The 16,816-nt window shown below is 45.1% G+C and carries 16 protein-coding genes; 9 read left to right on the top strand and 7 right to left on the bottom strand.

Features of this window, described 5'->3' with window-relative positions; genetic code table 11:
- Nucleotides 1-104: 104 nt before the first annotated feature.
- Complete coding sequence (locus KJB05_RS20070) at nt 105-989, bottom strand: LysR family transcriptional regulator (protein ID WP_208445739.1); 885 nt, start codon at nt 987-989, stop codon at nt 105-107.
- A 127-nt stretch (nt 990-1,116) separates the two neighbouring features.
- Between KJB05_RS20070 and KJB05_RS20075 the strand changes: the two genes are divergently transcribed.
- The 6 genes from KJB05_RS20075 to KJB05_RS20100 all read left to right on the top strand — a co-directional run bounded on the left by KJB05_RS20075 (nt 1,117) and on the right by KJB05_RS20100 (nt 8,525).
- Nucleotides 1,117-1,845, top strand: coding sequence for a GntR family transcriptional regulator (locus KJB05_RS20075; protein WP_045415928.1), 729 nt, complete (start codon nt 1,117-1,119; stop codon nt 1,843-1,845).
- 233 nt (nt 1,846-2,078) lie between these two features.
- Nucleotides 2,079-3,443, top strand: a complete 1,365-nt coding sequence (locus tag KJB05_RS20080; protein WP_038894400.1) for a PTS transporter subunit EIIC — start codon at nt 2,079-2,081, stop codon at nt 3,441-3,443.
- A gap of 52 nt (nt 3,444-3,495) precedes the next feature.
- Nucleotides 3,496-4,923 carry a sucrose-6-phosphate hydrolase gene (locus KJB05_RS20085; protein ID WP_208445738.1) on the top strand — a complete coding sequence of 476 codons (1,428 nt, stop codon included), beginning with the start codon at nt 3,496-3,498 and terminating at the stop codon, nt 4,921-4,923.
- 300 nt (nt 4,924-5,223) lie between these two features.
- Entirely contained in the window at nt 5,224-5,658 is a 435-nt protein-coding gene (gene tnpA / locus KJB05_RS20090) for an IS200/IS605 family transposase (RefSeq protein ID WP_033007908.1), read from the top strand.
- A gap of 290 nt (nt 5,659-5,948) precedes the next feature.
- A complete protein-coding gene (locus KJB05_RS20095) occupies nt 5,949-7,067 on the top strand; it encodes a carbohydrate porin (protein ID WP_208446525.1) in 1,119 nt (372 codons plus the stop codon).
- A 120-nt stretch (nt 7,068-7,187) separates the two neighbouring features.
- Complete coding sequence (locus KJB05_RS20100) at nt 7,188-8,525, top strand: IS4 family transposase (protein WP_213053074.1); 1,338 nt, start codon at nt 7,188-7,190, stop codon at nt 8,523-8,525.
- Nucleotides 8,526-8,556: 31 nt separating this feature from the next.
- Here the strand turns inward: KJB05_RS20100 and KJB05_RS20105 are convergent, their stop codons facing one another.
- Entirely contained in the window at nt 8,557-9,756 is a 1,200-nt protein-coding gene (locus KJB05_RS20105) for an MFS transporter (RefSeq protein WP_171369949.1), read from the bottom strand.
- 90 nt (nt 9,757-9,846) lie between these two features.
- On the opposite strand from KJB05_RS20105, the gene soxR reads away from it, so the two are divergent.
- Entirely contained in the window at nt 9,847-10,287 is a 441-nt protein-coding gene (soxR, locus tag KJB05_RS20110) for a redox-sensitive transcriptional activator SoxR (protein ID WP_005441477.1), read from the top strand.
- A 15-nt stretch (nt 10,288-10,302) separates the two neighbouring features.
- Here the strand turns inward: soxR and KJB05_RS20115 are convergent, their stop codons facing one another.
- On the bottom strand, nt 10,303-10,698 hold the full coding sequence (locus tag KJB05_RS20115; RefSeq protein WP_005441475.1) for a DUF2391 family protein: 396 nt from the start codon (nt 10,696-10,698) through the stop codon (nt 10,303-10,305).
- Nucleotides 10,695-11,552, bottom strand: coding sequence for a hypothetical protein (locus KJB05_RS20120; protein ID WP_199481993.1), 858 nt, complete (start codon nt 11,550-11,552; stop codon nt 10,695-10,697). The genes KJB05_RS20115 and KJB05_RS20120 overlap by 4 nt, the downstream gene beginning before the upstream one ends.
- Before the next feature lie 195 nt (nt 11,553-11,747).
- Here KJB05_RS20120 and KJB05_RS20125 point away from each other — a divergent pair, with 195 nt between their 5' ends.
- Entirely contained in the window at nt 11,748-12,221 is a 474-nt protein-coding gene (locus KJB05_RS20125) for an ASCH domain-containing protein (protein ID WP_208445977.1), read from the top strand.
- A gap of 53 nt (nt 12,222-12,274) precedes the next feature.
- Here the strand turns inward: KJB05_RS20125 and KJB05_RS20130 are convergent, their stop codons facing one another.
- The 3 genes from KJB05_RS20130 to KJB05_RS20140 all read right to left on the bottom strand — a co-directional run bounded on the left by KJB05_RS20130 (nt 12,275) and on the right by KJB05_RS20140 (nt 15,065).
- Complete coding sequence (locus KJB05_RS20130) at nt 12,275-12,838, bottom strand: GNAT family protein (RefSeq protein WP_208445976.1); 564 nt, start codon at nt 12,836-12,838, stop codon at nt 12,275-12,277.
- Between the two features lie 34 nt (nt 12,839-12,872).
- Nucleotides 12,873-13,460 (bottom strand): class I SAM-dependent methyltransferase, encoded by a 588-nt coding sequence (locus tag KJB05_RS20135; RefSeq protein WP_208445975.1) that lies wholly within the window; start codon nt 13,458-13,460, stop codon nt 12,873-12,875.
- 87 nt (nt 13,461-13,547) lie between these two features.
- Nucleotides 13,548-15,065, bottom strand: coding sequence for a phospholipase D family protein (locus KJB05_RS20140; RefSeq protein WP_208445974.1), 1,518 nt, complete (start codon nt 15,063-15,065; stop codon nt 13,548-13,550).
- 589 nt (nt 15,066-15,654) lie between these two features.
- Here KJB05_RS20140 and KJB05_RS20145 point away from each other — a divergent pair.
- A complete protein-coding gene (locus KJB05_RS20145; protein ID WP_208445973.1) occupies nt 15,655-16,812 on the top strand; it encodes an efflux RND transporter periplasmic adaptor subunit in 1,158 nt (385 codons plus the stop codon).
- Nucleotides 16,813-16,816: the final 4 nt, after the last annotated feature.

Below are 16,816 nucleotides of genomic sequence, written 5' to 3' on the forward strand. Positions count from 1 at the left end.
CATTCGTACGTTTTCAGACAATGTAGTCAGTTTGAAGAGGGAAGCCGAATGCCTATTTGTTGTACGCCTATAACTTGAAGTTATAGGTGGGCATGAGTGCTAACTTAATGATTAACATGTTGCTTTAGCGACTCAATAAAAAGCTTGGTCGATATGGATTGCGGCGAGTGTTCTGCAAACAAGATAGAGATAGAAAATGACAGCGCCGGAGAAAGTGAGCGCACGCTTACTGATTCGTCATCTTGATACTGTTTTGCTGTCCATGGGTCGACAATCGCAAAACCCGCATGATGCTTGACTAGCTCGGCGGCAGCGGCGTAACTGCGTACTGTGATCGCATGGTGATAATGTTCATCACGCGCAGAGAGTGTTTGATGTAGCAACAAACCGAGTGGGTCTCGACTGTCCAAGCCGATGATTGGCAATTCGTGCTGAATCAAATCATCAAACGATACCGAGTCCTCAGTTGAACTGAGCGCTTCTTTTGGCGCAATCAGAACAAGTTGTTGCTTGAGTAACACTTCACTCAAAATCGCGGGTGGCGCTTCTTCACCAAAGGCAATCGCTACATCCAATTCGTGCTTAAGTAAGCCTGAACACAGCTCATCACGGTTTGCGGTTAAAAGTTCAAATGAGATGCCTTGTTGCTTCGACAGTGTAGCAACCGTTGGGGCAAGCAGTTGGGAAGCCAAGACAGGCGGAGCTCCGACTCTTAAGTGCTGAGTGCCTTGTTTCACCTTATTGGTGAGGGAACGAAATTGCCCAAGCTGTTGGTAGACTTTCTCGGCTTCTGGCAATAGGGCTTTGGCTTCTTGGGTCGGTACTAAGCGGCCTTTGACGCGCTCAAACAGGGCAAAGCTAAGTTGTTGTTCCGTATGGGCAAGTACCCGAGTGACATTAGGCTGCGATACATGCAATAGGCGCGCGGCACCAGAAACGGTTCCGGTTTGCATGATGGCGTAAAAGACTTCCAATTGTCTTAAATTCACTGCGGTTTCCTGTTGTTTCGTTTGAGCTAGAAGCTAGCTTATCCAATTCTTACGCCTTTTAACAATAGTTGGTAATTACCCTCAGCTTGAGTAAGATGAGTTGTAACCCCTTAGTTTTCACGGAATTATGACTGAGTTATTTGATCAAAAAAGTTTGCAGCCGCTGTACATTCAAGTCGCGGATGAATTAAAGCGCGAAATTGATAAAGGTATTTACCCTGCAGGCAGTAAGCTTCCATCGGAAAATCAACTGGTGGAGTTACTCAAAGTCAGTCGAGTGACGGTTCGTAAAGCGCTTCAACAGCTTAATGATTTGGGCTACACCTTCTCAGAAAAAGGCAAAGGGACGTTCGTCAAATCCAACAAATTGCGTCATGATTTCTTGTCCATGTCTGGCTTTGCACAAGAAGCGGCAGGTTCAGGGTTAGAAGCTAAGAACATTGTTGATGCGTTTGAAGTGGTTCCTGCAGACGAGTTAGTGGCTGAAAAACTCAATATAGCTCAAGGTGAGCCAGTTAACTTTGCTCGTCGTTTACGTCTGATTAATGATCAGGTTGTCTCTTATGAGGAGTTCTATATTCCTCGTGTTCTTTTGCCTAACTTAACTCAGCAAGATCTTGAAGGCTCAAAGTTCGAATACTTAAGTCGTCATGGCATTGAGATGGTGAAAACGCAGCAGAAATTGATTCCTGCCTTACCGGATGATGCTGCACAGAAACTGTTGGTGGTCGATAAGCTGGATCCTATCTTGATCAACCAATCTCAGAACTTCTATGAAGAACAAGGGATATACGAGTATTCTATCGTTTACTACAAGTCGAGTTTGTACGATTTTGAAATCACTGCACGAGTTTAAAGACCTTGAATTAAACGAATATTGAACGAATTGAAAAATAGCCCACCGATGTGGGCTATTTTTTTATTTATAGGTTTAATAACTAAGCAACTCCATGCATTTTGAATCAATAACAAGTGTGACGTGTGACAAAAAACGAGAATGAAAAATACAACCTGTATCTAACCTGTATTACCATAAATACAAGTTGAATACAGGTTGTTATTTCTTTGCACTCTTTGGAGACAAAAATTATGGCGCGAGATGCGAAAGTTGTAGCGAGTAAAGTGATGTCCTTGCTAGGTGGTGAGGGCAACATCGCACAACTTAATCACTGTGCAACACGACTGCGTGTTGTGGCCAAGGACGATGGACTAGTAGACGCGGAAGGACTCAGCGCGACAGAAGGGGTACACGGTTACTTCTTCCAAAACGGACAGCACCAAGTGATCTTGGGTACCGGTTTTGTGGGTAAAGTATTTGCCATTATGAAAGGCAATGAAGCGATTGAAGAAGCGCCACAAACTGAAGAGAAGAAAGACAAAGTCAGCACCTTTCAAGCGGTAACGCGCACTTTCTCTGATATCTTTGTTGCCATTATTCCAGCATTGGTTGCTACGGGTCTTTTGATGGGCTTACGTGGTTTGCTCGTCAACGGTTTTGGCATGGAGCTATCGCCACAGTTAAACACGCTTTCGCAAGTTCTGACCGACACTGCATTTATCTTTATCCCAGTTTTGGTGACTTGGTCAGCGATGCGCGTGTTTGGTGGTAATCCGGTTCTCGGCATTGTGCTCGGCCTGATGCTAGTTGCACCGCAATTAGCCAGTAAGTGGGATGTAGCCTTTGGCAACGCTGAAGCCATGATCATTCCGTTTATGGGCTTTGATATCGCAGTTACCGGTCTGCAAAGCTCGATTCTTCCTGCGGTATTTATGGGTTGGTTCGCGGCGATGGTAGAGCGCACTTCGCGCAAACACATTCCAGAAGTGTTGGACTTAATCCTCACACCTTTCATTACCCTGTTGGTGTCTCTAATTGCTGGCTTGGTGTTCGTAGGCCCACTTCTGCTTGGTATTGAGAAACTGATTACTGAAGCGGTGCTGTACTTCTTGCAAATTCCTTACGGTATCGGCGGTTTGATTTACGGTGGTGCTATTCAATTTATGGCCGTGACTGGCATGCACCACACCATCGTTCCAATCACGATTGCGATGGTGACAGACACAGGCTTCGACTACATCAACCCACTTGGTACAGCGGCGATTGCTGGTCAGTTTGGTGCTGCGATGGCGGTCATGACCATGCAAACAGACAAAGTAAAACGCTCTGGCATGTTTGGCGCCGCACTTCCTGCACTATTTGGTATCACAGAGCCTGCCATGTTTGCGATTACGCTTCCTCGCGTTAAGCCTTTCCTATACGGCTGTGTCGGTGGTGCGATTGGTGGCTGTCTTGGCGCTATTGCAGGCATCGGCTCTGCGGGTACAGGCGCAACCATGCTACCAGGTATGTTGTTGTACCTCGGCGGTGGTCTAGGCATGTACATGCTTGTCATGCTGGTGGGCGCAGTGTCGGCGTTCGCTCTAACAAAACTGTTCTACAAAGAACCAAAGTAATTCTTTTCACTCCCGTTACTTAGCGGGAGTGCTTTCTCTTTTTGGAGTCGTTATGGATTTTTCTAATCGCCAAAATCGATTTGTGAGAATCGATGAGGTGAGCGCGGAATATTTGGCAGACATTAAGCATAAAACGAAAACAGACCCGTTTTATCCGAGCTACCACATTGCCCCGCATCATGGCTTAGTGAATGACCCAAATGGTCTGAGCTACTTTAATGGCGAGCATCATATTTTCTATCAGTGGTTTCCACTAGGACCCGTGCACGGTTTGAAGCATTGGTATCACGTATCGACCAAAGATTTCGTTAACTTTAACGATCGCGGCATTGCGATGTATCCAGACCAAGATTACGACCATCACGGTTGTTATACGGGGGTGGGGGTTCCTCATAATGACGAATTGTACTTGTTCTACACCGCCAACCTTCTGAATGAAGAGGGGAAAGGCTTGCCAACACAAGCACTCGCGGTGATGGATAAACAAGGCAAGATCGAGAAAAAAGGTGTCGTGGTTGAGTTTAATTCCGATGCGTACACGCAAGAATTCCGTGATCCAGTATTGGTCACTCGCGATGACGGTTACCACATGCTGATAGGTGCTCAAGGGCATGATGAAAAAGGCAAGCTTGCTTATTATCACGGTTCCGATATCGATGATTACCACTATCAAGGCAATATTGATGTGGGTCTGGGTGACTTCGGTTATATGTGGGAATGCCCTAACTATTACGAACAAGATGAAAACGGCGTGTTTATCTTCTCTCCTCAAGGCGTAAGCTCAGAGAGTAAATATGACCTGAAGAACGTTTTCTCTGTGGTGTACATGGTGGGCGAGCGCATTGATTTCGAAAACAAAGTCTTTCCTAACCAGGGTTACCGAGAGTTGGATAAAGGCTTTGATTTCTACGCTCCTCAGACCTATCTCGATGATCAGCAGCGACGTATTCTGATTGGTTGGTTGGGTAACTCGAAGAGTGAATACCCAACCGATAAGAACCGCTGGGCGCATATGCTGACGCTACCTCGTGTCTTGACCATTGAAGGGGATTACCTCATTCAAAGCCCATTACAAGAATTGGAAGCGTTACGTAAAGACTCTGTTGAAGTCGACGGTTCACATTCGTTGGATTCTCAAGCATTTGAGGTCGATCTTCATGTTGATTGCGCTTTCTCTTTGGTTCTGTCCAACCAGAAAGGTGAGCGAATGGTATTTAGTGGCGATCAACATGAGTTCACCCTAGATCGAACTCATGTTTCTCATTTGCATGCTGAGGCTTTTGGTACCGTTCGTTATGCCAAGCGACTTGAACAAGCACAGCGCATTCGTATCTTCGTGGATAACTCTGCCATCGAGATTTTTGCCGACAGCGGTAAGACGGTTTTCACCTCGCGGATCTTTATTGATGATCTGTGCAACATCGAGCTCAAACAGGCTCAAGCAACACTGCATTACTTGTCCCCGATCTCTTACTGCTAGCAGTTTCGGATTGGTTTTTGGCCACCAACTTGGTGGCCTTTTTTGTGCCTGCTATTTAGCAATGAAATTGATTCATAAATTCTGTGATATCTGTCATGTCACAATGCTCATATGAATGAATTTGATTTCCATCAATTTCACTCAAAAAATTGCTTTAAAATCCTATAATTATAAATTTTTATTTTCAGCCCTAAACCACCTACTTCAGTAGGTGGTTATCATCCGTTTCGGCTTTGCCTGTAAAACTACTCATGCTAAATGCGTCTTTGATTTTTCCAGAAGTCAAAGAGGACAAATAACATGAGTAGATACAATCAAGCTTCCCACGTATTTTGGCGATGTCAATACCATATAGTGTGGACTCCAAAGTATCGATTTAGGATCTTGAAGAACAATATAGGTAAAGAAGTTTATCGATGTATTTATGTTTACTGTAATCAACTTGGATGTGAAGTAGTAGAGTTAAACATACAAGTTGACCACGTGCATTTAGTAGTAAAGATTCCACCAAAGCTATCGATATCCAAGTTGATGGGGGTATTGAAAGGCAAAATAGCCTTAAAGCTATTTAGTAAGTTCCCTCATCTTAGGAAGAACAGGCTTTGGGGTAATCACTTTTGGCAAAGAGGCTATTTTGTCGATAGTGTTGGAATCAATGAAGAAATCATACGCCGATATGTAAGACATCAAGAGAAGCAAGAGCGAGTAGAGCAGCACCAGTTGGCGTTGGATTAAACAAAGGCCCCCTTTTAGGGGGCTCACACAAAGCCACCTTCTTTAGAAGGTGGTAATTTACATTTAAGTTTGCTGTAATTAAAGGTAAATAAATAAAGGTCTAAAATCGTGATCTCGACTAGCAAAAACGGTTTAGCAATGTTGTTTTGCTGTTTTTGTTGATCAAGAATTAGCCCCGTCCACTGCTAATGATCGGCCAGTTAATTAGCAGTTCTTTTTTGTCCATAGCTACACATAAGCCCTCCTTTAAGGCGGGCAAACTATTAAAAAATACAAATATAGGGGTTCACATGAACAACACTTTTAAGCTTTCGCTAGCGGCTGTTTTAGTATCAACAGCAATGACTGCAAACGCAGGTATCAGCATCGTTGACAACGAAGAAGGTAACTTCTCGGTTGGCGGTAACGTAGAGCTAAACTTCAACTTTGAAGATCGTGAATCAAACGCCAATGACGACAGCGAGTTCAACCAAGACGGTCGCGTACTTATCGAGTTTGCGGGTGAGAAGTACACCAGCAACGGTCACTATGTGGGTGTCAAAGCACAGCCTCTTTTTGAAAGTACAGGCAACATCGCACTGGATGACGCGTACTTTGAATTTGGTAAGAAAGACGGTTGGGCGATTAAAGCGGGTCGTTTCGAAGCTTATGATATGTTCCCTGTGGGCCTAGACGTATTCCTTGAGTATTCAGGCGATACGGCGAATGACCTATACGCAGACGGTGCGGCATACTCTTACCAAATGAAAGAAGCGCGCGGTCGTGGTTCTGATGGTCAGATCATGTACAACCAAACATTCGGCAACCTATATGTAGAAGTTGGTGCGATGTTGGGTGACCGTTCTAACTTATTTGATGGTGGCGTTGGTGGTTCATACCACGGTAAAGAAATCACAGAAAGCAAAGATGCGTTCCTACTACGCCCTGTCGTTGCTTACCAAATGAGTGATTTCACAGTCGCAGCATCGATGGAGACTAACCTAGTTTCTGACGCTATTGTTGCCGATGGCGTGGACATCTCAGATCGTACGGGTTACGGCTTAACAGGTAACTGGACAAGCGGTGATTGGTCTGTGAACGCAAGTGTTTCTTACCTAGATGCAGTAGACGAGAACAACATGTCGGCAGGTGTGAACGCATTGTGGAATAACCTAGGTCTTGGCTACATCTACTCAACGAACGAATTCGAAAACAAAGAGTTTTCTTCTTGGGCGGAAGGTGACGTAAACGTATCAACTTGGTACGCTTCTTACGCATTCCGTGATATGCTAGAAGTTCAGGATTTCTCAATCCTACTAGGCACTTACTACACTATGGTCGACAACAAGCTGACGCAGCAATCGGATGCAACTGCCTTTGCTGAAGAAGATGATTTTGGTGCACGTGTTCGTCTATACTACGAATTCTAATTCCTCCCTTTGGAAGCAAAAAGCCCAGCGATTGCTGCAATGTAGATCAGATAAGGATCGGTTGACCGATCCTTCTGCTGAGAGATAATCGGAAGCCTGTTTCTAGGCTTCCGATTTTTTATGTCTATCCAAAACTGTTTTGCCGATTTCCTCGAAGAAAATCCTGTTGATGTAGCTCAACTCACCACTTTCTCTGAACATATCCCAGATGAATGGGTTGTTAAGGCAGCTAGTCTTTCTGATAAGGCGACTATTCGCCGACGTCGGCTACCAAGTGACATGGTCTTGTGGTTAATTGTCGGCATGGCCTTCTTCCGTAATGAACCTATTGCCGAAGTTGCACGAAGAATGAATGTCTGTGCGGATGGCTTAGCCGATGAAGAGTTATTAGCAAAAAGTGCTTTAACTCAGGCAAGACAACGTTTAGGTAGAGCTGCACCAGAGTGGTTGTTTAAACAATGTGGGCGGACGTGGGGTCTTGAACGATACCGTGATGATACGTGGCAAGGATTACAAGTTTTTGCTGTAGACGGTGCTCTTTTTCGAACCGCAGATACCCCCGAACTTAGAGAGCACTTTGGCTCGGGTAATACCTCCAGCAACAGACAGACACCGCATCCAGTGCTAAGAGTTGTGACTATCATGAATGTCCGCTCTCATGTCATCGTTGACGCCGCTATAAGCCCCTATCGGCGTGGTGAAATCCCGCTTGCTATGCCCTTCATCGACTCCTTGCCAGATAACTCTGTGACGTTACTGGATAAAGGGTTTTACGGTGCAGACTTACTTCTCTCTCTTCAAAATAGCGGTATCAATAGGCATTGGTTGATACCAGCAAGGAAGGGGCTGAAATACACACTTCTAGATGAAGAAGAAAGTAATGACATGCTCATAGAAATGAAAGTCTCTCCGCAAGCTCGCAAAAAGAACCCTAGCTTACCTGAGAAATGGCAAGTCAGAGCGGTGACCTACGAAGTACAAGGTAAGCAGAAAACCGTTTTTACCTCCCTTCCTAGAACAAACTACGACGCGAAGGCAGTAGCCAAACTCTACCACGAGCGTTGGGAAATCGAATTGGGTTATCGTGATATCAAAAGCTCAATGCAACACAATACCTTAGTATTACGCAGCAAAACAGTAGACCTTGTTTATCAAGAACTCTGGGGGCTGTTGCTTGGTTATAACTTAGTAAGACGTGAAGCGAGTCAGGCCGCGGTTGAGCATGGAAGAATGCCGAATGAAATTAGCTTTAAATATGCTTGTCAGTTTATAGCGAGCCAACTGAAGGTGATGAGTAAAGCGATATCGCCAGGCAATACACCTAAGCGTTTAAAGAGTCTCAGGGGAGATTTATCCATCCTCTTTATAGACAAACGCCCTAAGCCTAATCGGCCTAGGGCGGTAAAAATATCAAAGACCCGATATCCTGTTAATCGCAAAGCAACTCCGCTTAAGTGAACTACATTGCGCATTTGAGCGAGGCTTTTTGTTATTGGCTTGTGGCAAGTTGGCCATCACCATTCATTTTATGATTCAAATACCACATCACACAGACTGCCATCGCCATGGTGCCAGCTGCCAGAATGAAGCCATACTCGGTCAAGCCATAGTGGCTCAACATCGCAATAACAACATAACTTAAAGATTGCACGGTAGTGGCGAACATGCTGATTCCGCCATCGACTCGTCCTCGTTGATGGACAGAAACAGTGTGGTGCATCCAATTGATTCTTGCGATTCGATTTAACGCGTTAAATGTGCCAAAGAGTGCAGTAAACATCAGAATGGTCAGTGGATGTGCGGATAAGCTCATGCCAATTAAAGCAATCACTAGCACGCTCATTGATACGACAATAATGCTGGTGTGACCAAACTGGTTCAGTACCTTGGTAACGATAAGTCCGGTTAGTAATGAACCCAAGCCAAAGCTGATGTTAAACCCAGCGTACCAATCACCCGAGATACCTTGTTCCGAGAACCAAATAGGCACCAATTTTCCAAGGTAAGTCAGAATGGGATAAGACAGGCAGGACAGCAAAATGAAAGCGTAAAAGGTCGGCTCTTTAGCAAAGATTTGCTTGCTCTCTTTTAACTGCGACATAAAGGCAACAGTGTGAGTGTCTCTGATTTGTTGCACGTACGGCGTGGCCATATAGAAAAGGGCGGCGATAGAAGAAGCGGAGGCAGCAAACAAAGCAAACTCCCTCATTCCCCACATCTCTAAAAGTACGATACCCAGCGCGCCTGCGCCCAATGTGGTCGATTGCATCACGATTTCTTGCTGACCGGAAATTTTGGCGTATTCATGGCGTTGGTAGTTCTCTTGGGTGAAAGCATTGTTGGTTGTCCATGCGAAGTTACTGGATACCCAATAGACCAATTGTGCAAACGCTAACAACCAATGTGAGCCAAGCTCAAACCAGTACGCGACAAAGATGATAAATGCCATACCAGCTTGTAACCACTGATTGAGCACGAGTAATTGCTTTCTTGAATGGCGGTCGATAAGAGTGGAGAAGAAAGGCGTAGCCAAGAAAGAAACCGCAGTACAAGAGAGTGAGACCAAAGCAACAAAGGTTCCCATTCCCGGTTCAGCCAACATTACCCATGGCAGTGCCATCATGAATAATCCGGAAGAAATGCTATCGAAGAATCGCCCAGCCAAGTAGGGCAGCGTTTTATTTTTCATCGTTTTTATCTGCTTAATTTGTTAACGTGGTGTAACTTTGGAACCTCAAGTAAACTTGAGGTAAAGCGTTTTTTTAACAAGAGGTCAGAAATGGAAATCAGCGTAGGCGAGGTGGCAAAGCGCTCTGGAGTGAAGGTATCGGCGCTGCACTTTTATGAGCAGAAGGGATTGATTTCAAGCTGGAGAAATCAAGGTAATCAACGTCGCTACCATCGCAGCGTGCTTCGCCGTGTGGCTGTGATCAAAGCAGCGCAGCAAGTTGGATTGTCGTTAGAAGAGATCAAAGTGGCATTAGAAGAACTGCCCAAGCATCAAGCGCCAAACAAGCAGCAATGGGAAACCATGGCCAGTCATTGGCATGAGCAGTTAGAACAAAAGATTCAAAAGCTCAAAGCGCTACAAAACGATTTGGGAGGTTGTATTGGTTGCGGGTGTCTCTCACTAGAAACTTGTGCATTAAGAAACCCTGAAGATGTGCTTGGTAAAGATCATGCTGGTTCGAATCTGACTCTCGACGAACAAGAGTCATAACAACGGCTGAGCTGGTTATTCCTTATCGAAACTATCCACCACAATCGCGCCCATTGAAGCGGGCATGGTAATCACAATCACCCGTTTGAGGGCGATAAGTGGGTCGGTGAATAAAGGAAGTTTGTTGATGCAGAAAAGTACTAAAGCAACCACCACAGCGGCAATGAAGTAAGCAATCACAACACGAAAGATGAACACGGCAACGCGCGTTTTTATGTTGCTTTGAAATACGCTTTGATAAGCGAAAAAACCTAAGAAGAGTACCGACAAGCTGAATAGCATCAGCAAATTCAACATCGGCAAGCTTTCACCCAAGCGCCACGCTTCTTCCGAGAACGAAATTGGGACGGCGAGAGCAAAAGCGCCAACCAAAACTTGGCTGGCATCTTCGAGGTTAAAGTGGCTGCTCATGCTTGAGACTCAGGCGTGCTGCTTGCTAAGAGCTGATCAAAGCGCTCATTGCCGTGAAGAAGTTCAAGGTCTTGTTCTTCCGCTAACAAATCGCGAATAGAAGGGCTGGTATCAATCGCACGCTCTAAGTCTTCAATCGCTTGCTCTTCAATCCCTAAACGAGAATAGGCACAAGCGCGTTGGTAAAGGGCTGGGCCGTTCGTATCGTCCACTTCCAGAACTCTGTTACATAAGCTCAGTGCCCAGTGGTACTCTTTGATCTCCATAGCAGCGTCGGCTTTGTAAGTCAGCGCTTCTAAATCACCAGGGCGAACAAGCAAAATTTCATCGTAGATATCGATGCGTTGTTCCGGAGTTTGTGAGCTTTGTGCACGAAGCCATAAGTTATGGATTTCGTTGATCTTCTCAATCTCTTTGTTGTTCTCGCTGATGATGCGGGTTTTACGTTTCAAGTCACGCTCCAACGCCACGAACTTTTTCTCATATTCCTGAGCGATCTTTTCTAATCGCTTGTCTGCCATCTCTTTGGTGTTGTGCTTAAACTCGCGCAGAGATTGCCAACCAACAAAAGCAATGAGTGAAGCGACACCCGCAATGATGTAGAAGAAGTAGGTAACCGTCACGTTAGCGTAGTTCAAGGATTTATCAGCCACCGTTAACTCACGGTCGGTGATTTCAACAATCATTCGTCGCTCTAAATCTTGTTGTTCTTGACGCAGCGATTTCAACTCATCAAGGATATAACGCTCCATTAATGGTCTATCTAAAAGGTCGGATTCTGAATACTTTTCTTCTGATGCTAGAGTTGGAAAAGAGAGCAGAGCAGCGAAGAAGAGGCCGATGATTAAGCGCATAGAACGTCCTTTTGCGTCGAGAATGGATGAATCTCTGAAACCATAGCAAATACCGACAAGGTTTAGCAAAAAACAGATGAAAAATGCTTGTTTTATAAAGCGTTCTGATGGGCTCGTATCTTGTTCTTTTGATCATGAATGGATACTCTTTCCGGCTAGTAAAGCGATGGAAAAGCAGAACCAAGGAACAGAAGTATGGACGCCAAAGCACAAGCTTATCTTACCCATTATATGGAGACGCTCTCTGAACAAGAGCAAGCAGCGATTCCCTCAGTAAGCGCTGATTATTATTGTGCTGACAAGTACAACGCCAATACTTGTGCTGAGCTGGTGAGAATCGGCCAGAAAACGGCTTCTTGCAGTATGGAACTCTGGTACAGCGAACACGGAGAGATGATGCCTCAAGTGGGGCACTTACAAGTTGTGACCAATTGGGACGGCGAACCTGTTTGTATTATTCAAATCACAGACGTCAGTACCTGCCGATATTCGGACGTGAGTGAAGAGTTTGCCCAAGCTGAAGGGGAAGGCGACCGCACAATAGCTTGGTGGCGAGAAGCGCACACTAAATTCTTTAAAGCGGAATGTGAGGAGCTCGGCATCGAGTGGCACGATCAACGTTTATTGGTGCTTGAGCGTTTTAGAGTGGTTTACCCTATATCCAAGTAACCCAACGAAAAAGGCTTGGCGCGTTGCCAAGCCTTTTCATTAAATACGATGATTTACGCCAATTGTTCTTGGCTATAGAGCCGTTGGATCAGCGTTTGCCATTCTTCTCTTAATACGCCGTATTTGATGGAATCGTAATACTCGCCTTGGTAGTAACGCACTTTACGAATCCGGGCTTCCTGTTGCATGCCAAGCTTTTCTGCGCAACGCATCATTCTTGGGTTACCAGACCATGTTGTTAAACCAACTCGTGCTATGTCTTGGGATTCGAATATATGGCTAATCCAAGGCACTAGCGCACAAAAGCCCAACCCTTTATCCCAATAGTTCGAATCGTAAATGACGATGCCAGCTTCAAGCCAACGAGTGCTCTCACATTCCCAATACCAACTCACTGAGCCAACGGGTTTGCCTTCAAACTCAATCAATAACATGTCCTCGCCTTTCAGTAGGCGTTGAAAGGTGTGGTTACGAAAGCCTTCTAATGTCGGTGTTTGATAAGGGAAGTAAGGACCATTGAATTGCGCCCAGCGTTCATCCTCAGTGATGAGCTTATAGAGCGCTTTGGCTTCTTCCGGAACGGCTCGTCTTAATGTGACGTCTTGGAAATGGTACATAACACTCCTTTTTGTAACGAATAAGAGTAACGAATTAACGTTTGACTGCAGTGATGCTGAACATATGCCAATGTTTGGCATTACCTAGGGCTGTGCTGCCATCTTCATCTCGCTCATGGAAGTGGAGAATGTCATATCCTTCAAACAATACTTCGACTTGATCTTTGGTGAACGCACTGATGTCTGGATGCGTTTTGGCTTTGACCCAAGAGTCTTTCACGCCCAGTAAATCCCCACAAAAAACACCACCGGAGACTAAGGCTGAGTCGATTCTCTTCCATACGCTTTCAAATTGCTCACTAGGGCAAAAGAACAAACTCGCACTGGCAATGAACAAGCTGCATGGCGGGTAATCAAAGTCACTAAAGCAAGACTGCGATATGGAAAAGTTAGGATTGCCTTCGAAACGCGTCAAGCAAGTTTCCACCGCATCTTGATGAGTGTCAAATGCGTAAACGGTAAAGCCTTGATTGAGGAGGTAGTTGGAATCTCGGCCAGTACCGCATCCTGCATCAATGGCGATTTTGTTGTCGAGTTTAAGCAGATTGGCGGCACGTTCTACGTTTGGTCTGTGAGGTTGGCTCGCAACCTTTTGATAGTAATCGTTCCATGTTACTGACATTGCGATTCCTTTCTCATGTGTAAAAACGCTACTCAGTGTTGAATAGCGTTTTGATTTAGATTTGTTGACGTTATCTTCGCTGGGAAGTTAGAGCTGATCCTCGATTGGCAGAATACCCGAGAACCAAGCGCCCATTTTTCTCCACACGCTGGCTTCTGGCTCTGAATCGAATTCTTCGCCTGTCGCTTGATCAATCCATGCGATATCACCATCTTTTATTACGACTTGATAGGCATTTTCTTTCAGCTGCTCTGGCAAAACGGTTTGTTGCTTTTGCACGTATTCTGGTTGTTCAATGACGATTGCCATTTCAGTATTTAACTCTGCGGAGCGCGGGTCCCAGTTCATTGAGCCGACAAACAATTTTTTTTCGTCAATCATCATAAGTTTTGCATGCAAGCTAGCTCTGCTGCTACCGGTTAAGCTCCATTTACTCTTGATTTTAGCGCTGGCTTTTACTTCCCAGAGCTTGATGCCTGCTTTTACTAGATCTTCACGATATTTTGAGTACCAACCATGAACGGCAAAGACATCGTTTGACGCCAAACTGTTGGTCACGATGGTGATGTTAATCCCTCGTTTTGCTGCATCTGTCAGGGCTTTCGTTCCCGATTCTGTCGGCACAAAGTAAGGGGAAATTAGGACAAAAGAATCTTCAACGCTCTCAAGGAGTTCACCCAAGTTCGCGACCAGTTGACTTTCTTGAGTGGCAATCTTATCGGGTAAATCGAACCACACTTCACCTTTACCCCAATACAGATTGAGGTTCCCTTGCTGTAATTCTTCGTAAAGGTCGAGTTCTTTAAAGTTGTATGGGCCAGTCGAGAACTTTTCTTCTAACTCAAGTGCTTTTACTTGGGCCTGAATAGCCTGATCCGCCACTTTATCTGCTTCAGGTACGATCCATTCCATAGGGACGGCATAAATACTGTTCCAGTACAGATCAAATTGATCTGCGGTTTGAGTGACGACTTCACCAAATAACATCACGTCAAAATCACCGAATTCGAAATTGGATTCGAAAGAGAAATATTCGTTGCCAATGTTTCTTCCACCCACGATGGCTGACACGCTATCGGCAATAAGTGCTTTGTTATGCATGCGACGATTAAGGCGTTCAAAGTCACTTGCCAGTGCAAATACACGAGCATTTCGATATTGGTGCGGGTTAAACAGTCGGATTTCGATGTTTGGGTGGGCGTTTAACTCTGCCATTCCTGCATCATTTCGCTTTTGCATGTCATCTAGAAGCAGGCGAACGCGTACGCCACGCTTTGCTGCTTCGTACAAGCGCCACGTCATCAGTTGACTGGTCTCGTCACTACGATAGATGTAGTACTGTAAATCTAGGCTTTTTTCGGCAGATTCAATCAGTGCTATTCGAGCTAATAGCGCGTCGTTTCCCTGATTTAGAGGGTAAAAGCCAGTATCTGAGTTGGGGTCTTTGTCGTAACTTTCAAAGAACTCAGCCAACGATGAGTCGCTTTGATACCCGAACTGAAAACTGGTGGATTTCTCACTTGGCTCTCTTGGCTGAATTGATGAACATGCCGAGACGAGTAGGAGTAGAGACCCCAAGATGGCTTTAGATAGTAAACGTAGCAATGCACACTTCCTTGTTTATACACAACGTAACTCTTTGATTATATATCAAGCTTAGAATGTGGGTAACGCATCTGAATGTGGCTAAGTCGCATATTTCTCAATAAACAGAAGCCTTCATCGGCTGAAGAAGGGTTACTTCGAGTTCATATTATTCGGGCGGACAATATCATGTTTTTTACTTATGTTTTGCTCAGAAATGGTCAATATCACTAATATCTGGTGGTTATTACCAACACTGCACTGAGGGAAATAACGGTTTCAACTTAACTTATTGATATTTAAAGAGTAAACGTTTGGCATGACGATTGCGCATAAACAGTGAGCGTGAGAGGTCGTAACTTGCGGAGATGGTTAAGTTTTTGTTAATTTTATTAACTTGCCATGGATAGTTCTTTTGTGATTGATAATCGCGAAACACAGCGGAAGCACGGCGCTCTTATAAAGTTGTCTATTTCAGATGCAAACACTCACTGTTTGTCCGCGGGGAGTAGGAGATTGGGTTATCGAACGTTCCGTTTGTTAATTCAGCTCTAAGGCGAAGGCCTGACGGGGATGAACAGGAGAATACAAAAATAAAAAAGGATTTTTGATGTTAGCAAAACCAGTATTACGTTGGCTTTTACCCTTCGTCGTAGTTGGTGGTTCTTATGCGGGTTATGCCGCGATTGCCGCTACTGCGCCCGAAAAAGAGTCAATCAAAGACACCATTACTGAACCCACAGTACAAACCTCTTCACTTTTTCCTACCGATCATAAAGTTGTTATCACCAGTCACGGTGAAATGCGTCCATTCGAAAAAACGCACTTAGCAGCGCAAGTTAGCGGCGAAGTGATCAGTTGGCACCCAAATTTTGTGACGGGTGGAATCGTAAAGCGTGGTGAAGTGTTATTCACGATTGAAAGTGATAATTATGAAGCGGCTGTTCTACAAGCAGAAGCGGGCTTGGCAAGTGCACGTGCTGCGTTGATCGAGGAACAAGCTAAAGCGGAAGTCGCAAAACGCCAAGCGAAAAAGTTAAGTGACAAACAAGTCACAGACCTATACTTACGTAAGCCGCATGTTTTGAGTGCTCAGGCGCAAGTGAAGTCTGCACAAGCTGCGTTGAAGCGAGCTAACCGTGACCTAGAAAACTGTAAAGTGATTGCGCCATACGATGCGCTTGTTGTTGAGCGTGATATCGGTGTGGGGCAGTTTGTCTCTTCCGGCTCCCGCGTTGCAACCTTGAATAATATCGAAGTGGCGGAGATCCACGTTCCTATCGCTGGTTTTGACAGCGCATTCCTTCCTGAATCTTTGAAAGAGCTACGTGCGACTGTAACGCAGCAAGGCATTCTATCGACGACTCGTGAAGGTAAAGTCGTTCGCGATCTCGGCATGATCGACAGCGCGACGCGCATGATCAATATGGTGATTCAAGTTCGTGACCCATATGGTCTAGACAACAATCAGCCACCGATTAAGTTTGGTTCATACGTTGAAGTGAGCTTTACCGGTAAAGAACTCAAGCACATTTATCGTCTCCCTCAGGAGCTAGTTAAGAACCGCACCGTTTGGGTCGTGAATGGCGAAAATGAACTGCAACCTAGAACGGTCAACGTACTTCGTGCAGAAGGTGAGTTCCTACTTGTTGGGGAAGGTCTTGAGAAATCAGACAAGCTGGTTCTGACGTTACCTGAGTACCCGCAAAAAGGCATGGCTGTCCAAGTCGCAAAAAAGAATGACGACTCCGAAACCGTCGTACAGTAAGTAG

It is taken from the genome of Vibrio sp. B1ASS3 (assembly GCF_905175355.1).
Lineage (GTDB): Bacteria > Pseudomonadota > Gammaproteobacteria > Enterobacterales > Vibrionaceae > Vibrio > Vibrio owensii.

What these genes read in the sequence shown, in the direction of transcription:
- KJB05_RS20075 (WP_045415928.1), top strand. Translation starts at nt 1,117, where the DNA reads ATGACTGAGTTATTTGATCAAAAAAGTTTGCAGCCGCTGTACATTCAA.
- KJB05_RS20080 (WP_038894400.1), top strand. Translation starts at nt 2,079, where the DNA reads ATGGCGCGAGATGCGAAAGTTGTAGCGAGTAAAGTGATGTCCTTGCTA.
- KJB05_RS20085 (WP_208445738.1), top strand. Translation starts at nt 3,496, where the DNA reads ATGGATTTTTCTAATCGCCAAAATCGATTTGTGAGAATCGATGAGGTG.
- tnpA (WP_033007908.1), top strand. Translation starts at nt 5,224, where the DNA reads ATGAGTAGATACAATCAAGCTTCCCACGTATTTTGGCGATGTCAATAC.
- KJB05_RS20095 (WP_208446525.1), top strand. Translation starts at nt 5,949, where the DNA reads ATGAACAACACTTTTAAGCTTTCGCTAGCGGCTGTTTTAGTATCAACA.
- KJB05_RS20100 (WP_213053074.1), top strand. Translation starts at nt 7,188, where the DNA reads ATGTCTATCCAAAACTGTTTTGCCGATTTCCTCGAAGAAAATCCTGTT.
- KJB05_RS20105 (WP_171369949.1), bottom strand. Translation starts at nt 9,756, where the DNA reads ATGAAAAATAAAACGCTGCCCTACTTGGCTGGGCGATTCTTCGATAGC.
- soxR (WP_005441477.1), top strand. Translation starts at nt 9,847, where the DNA reads ATGGAAATCAGCGTAGGCGAGGTGGCAAAGCGCTCTGGAGTGAAGGTA.
- KJB05_RS20115 (WP_005441475.1), bottom strand. Translation starts at nt 10,698, where the DNA reads ATGAGCAGCCACTTTAACCTCGAAGATGCCAGCCAAGTTTTGGTTGGC.
- KJB05_RS20120 (WP_199481993.1), bottom strand. Translation starts at nt 11,552, where the DNA reads ATGCGCTTAATCATCGGCCTCTTCTTCGCTGCTCTGCTCTCTTTTCCA.
- KJB05_RS20125 (WP_208445977.1), top strand. Translation starts at nt 11,748, where the DNA reads ATGGACGCCAAAGCACAAGCTTATCTTACCCATTATATGGAGACGCTC.
- KJB05_RS20130 (WP_208445976.1), bottom strand. Translation starts at nt 12,838, where the DNA reads ATGTACCATTTCCAAGACGTCACATTAAGACGAGCCGTTCCGGAAGAA.
- KJB05_RS20135 (WP_208445975.1), bottom strand. Translation starts at nt 13,460, where the DNA reads ATGTCAGTAACATGGAACGATTACTATCAAAAGGTTGCGAGCCAACCT.
- KJB05_RS20145 (WP_208445973.1), top strand. Translation starts at nt 15,655, where the DNA reads ATGTTAGCAAAACCAGTATTACGTTGGCTTTTACCCTTCGTCGTAGTT.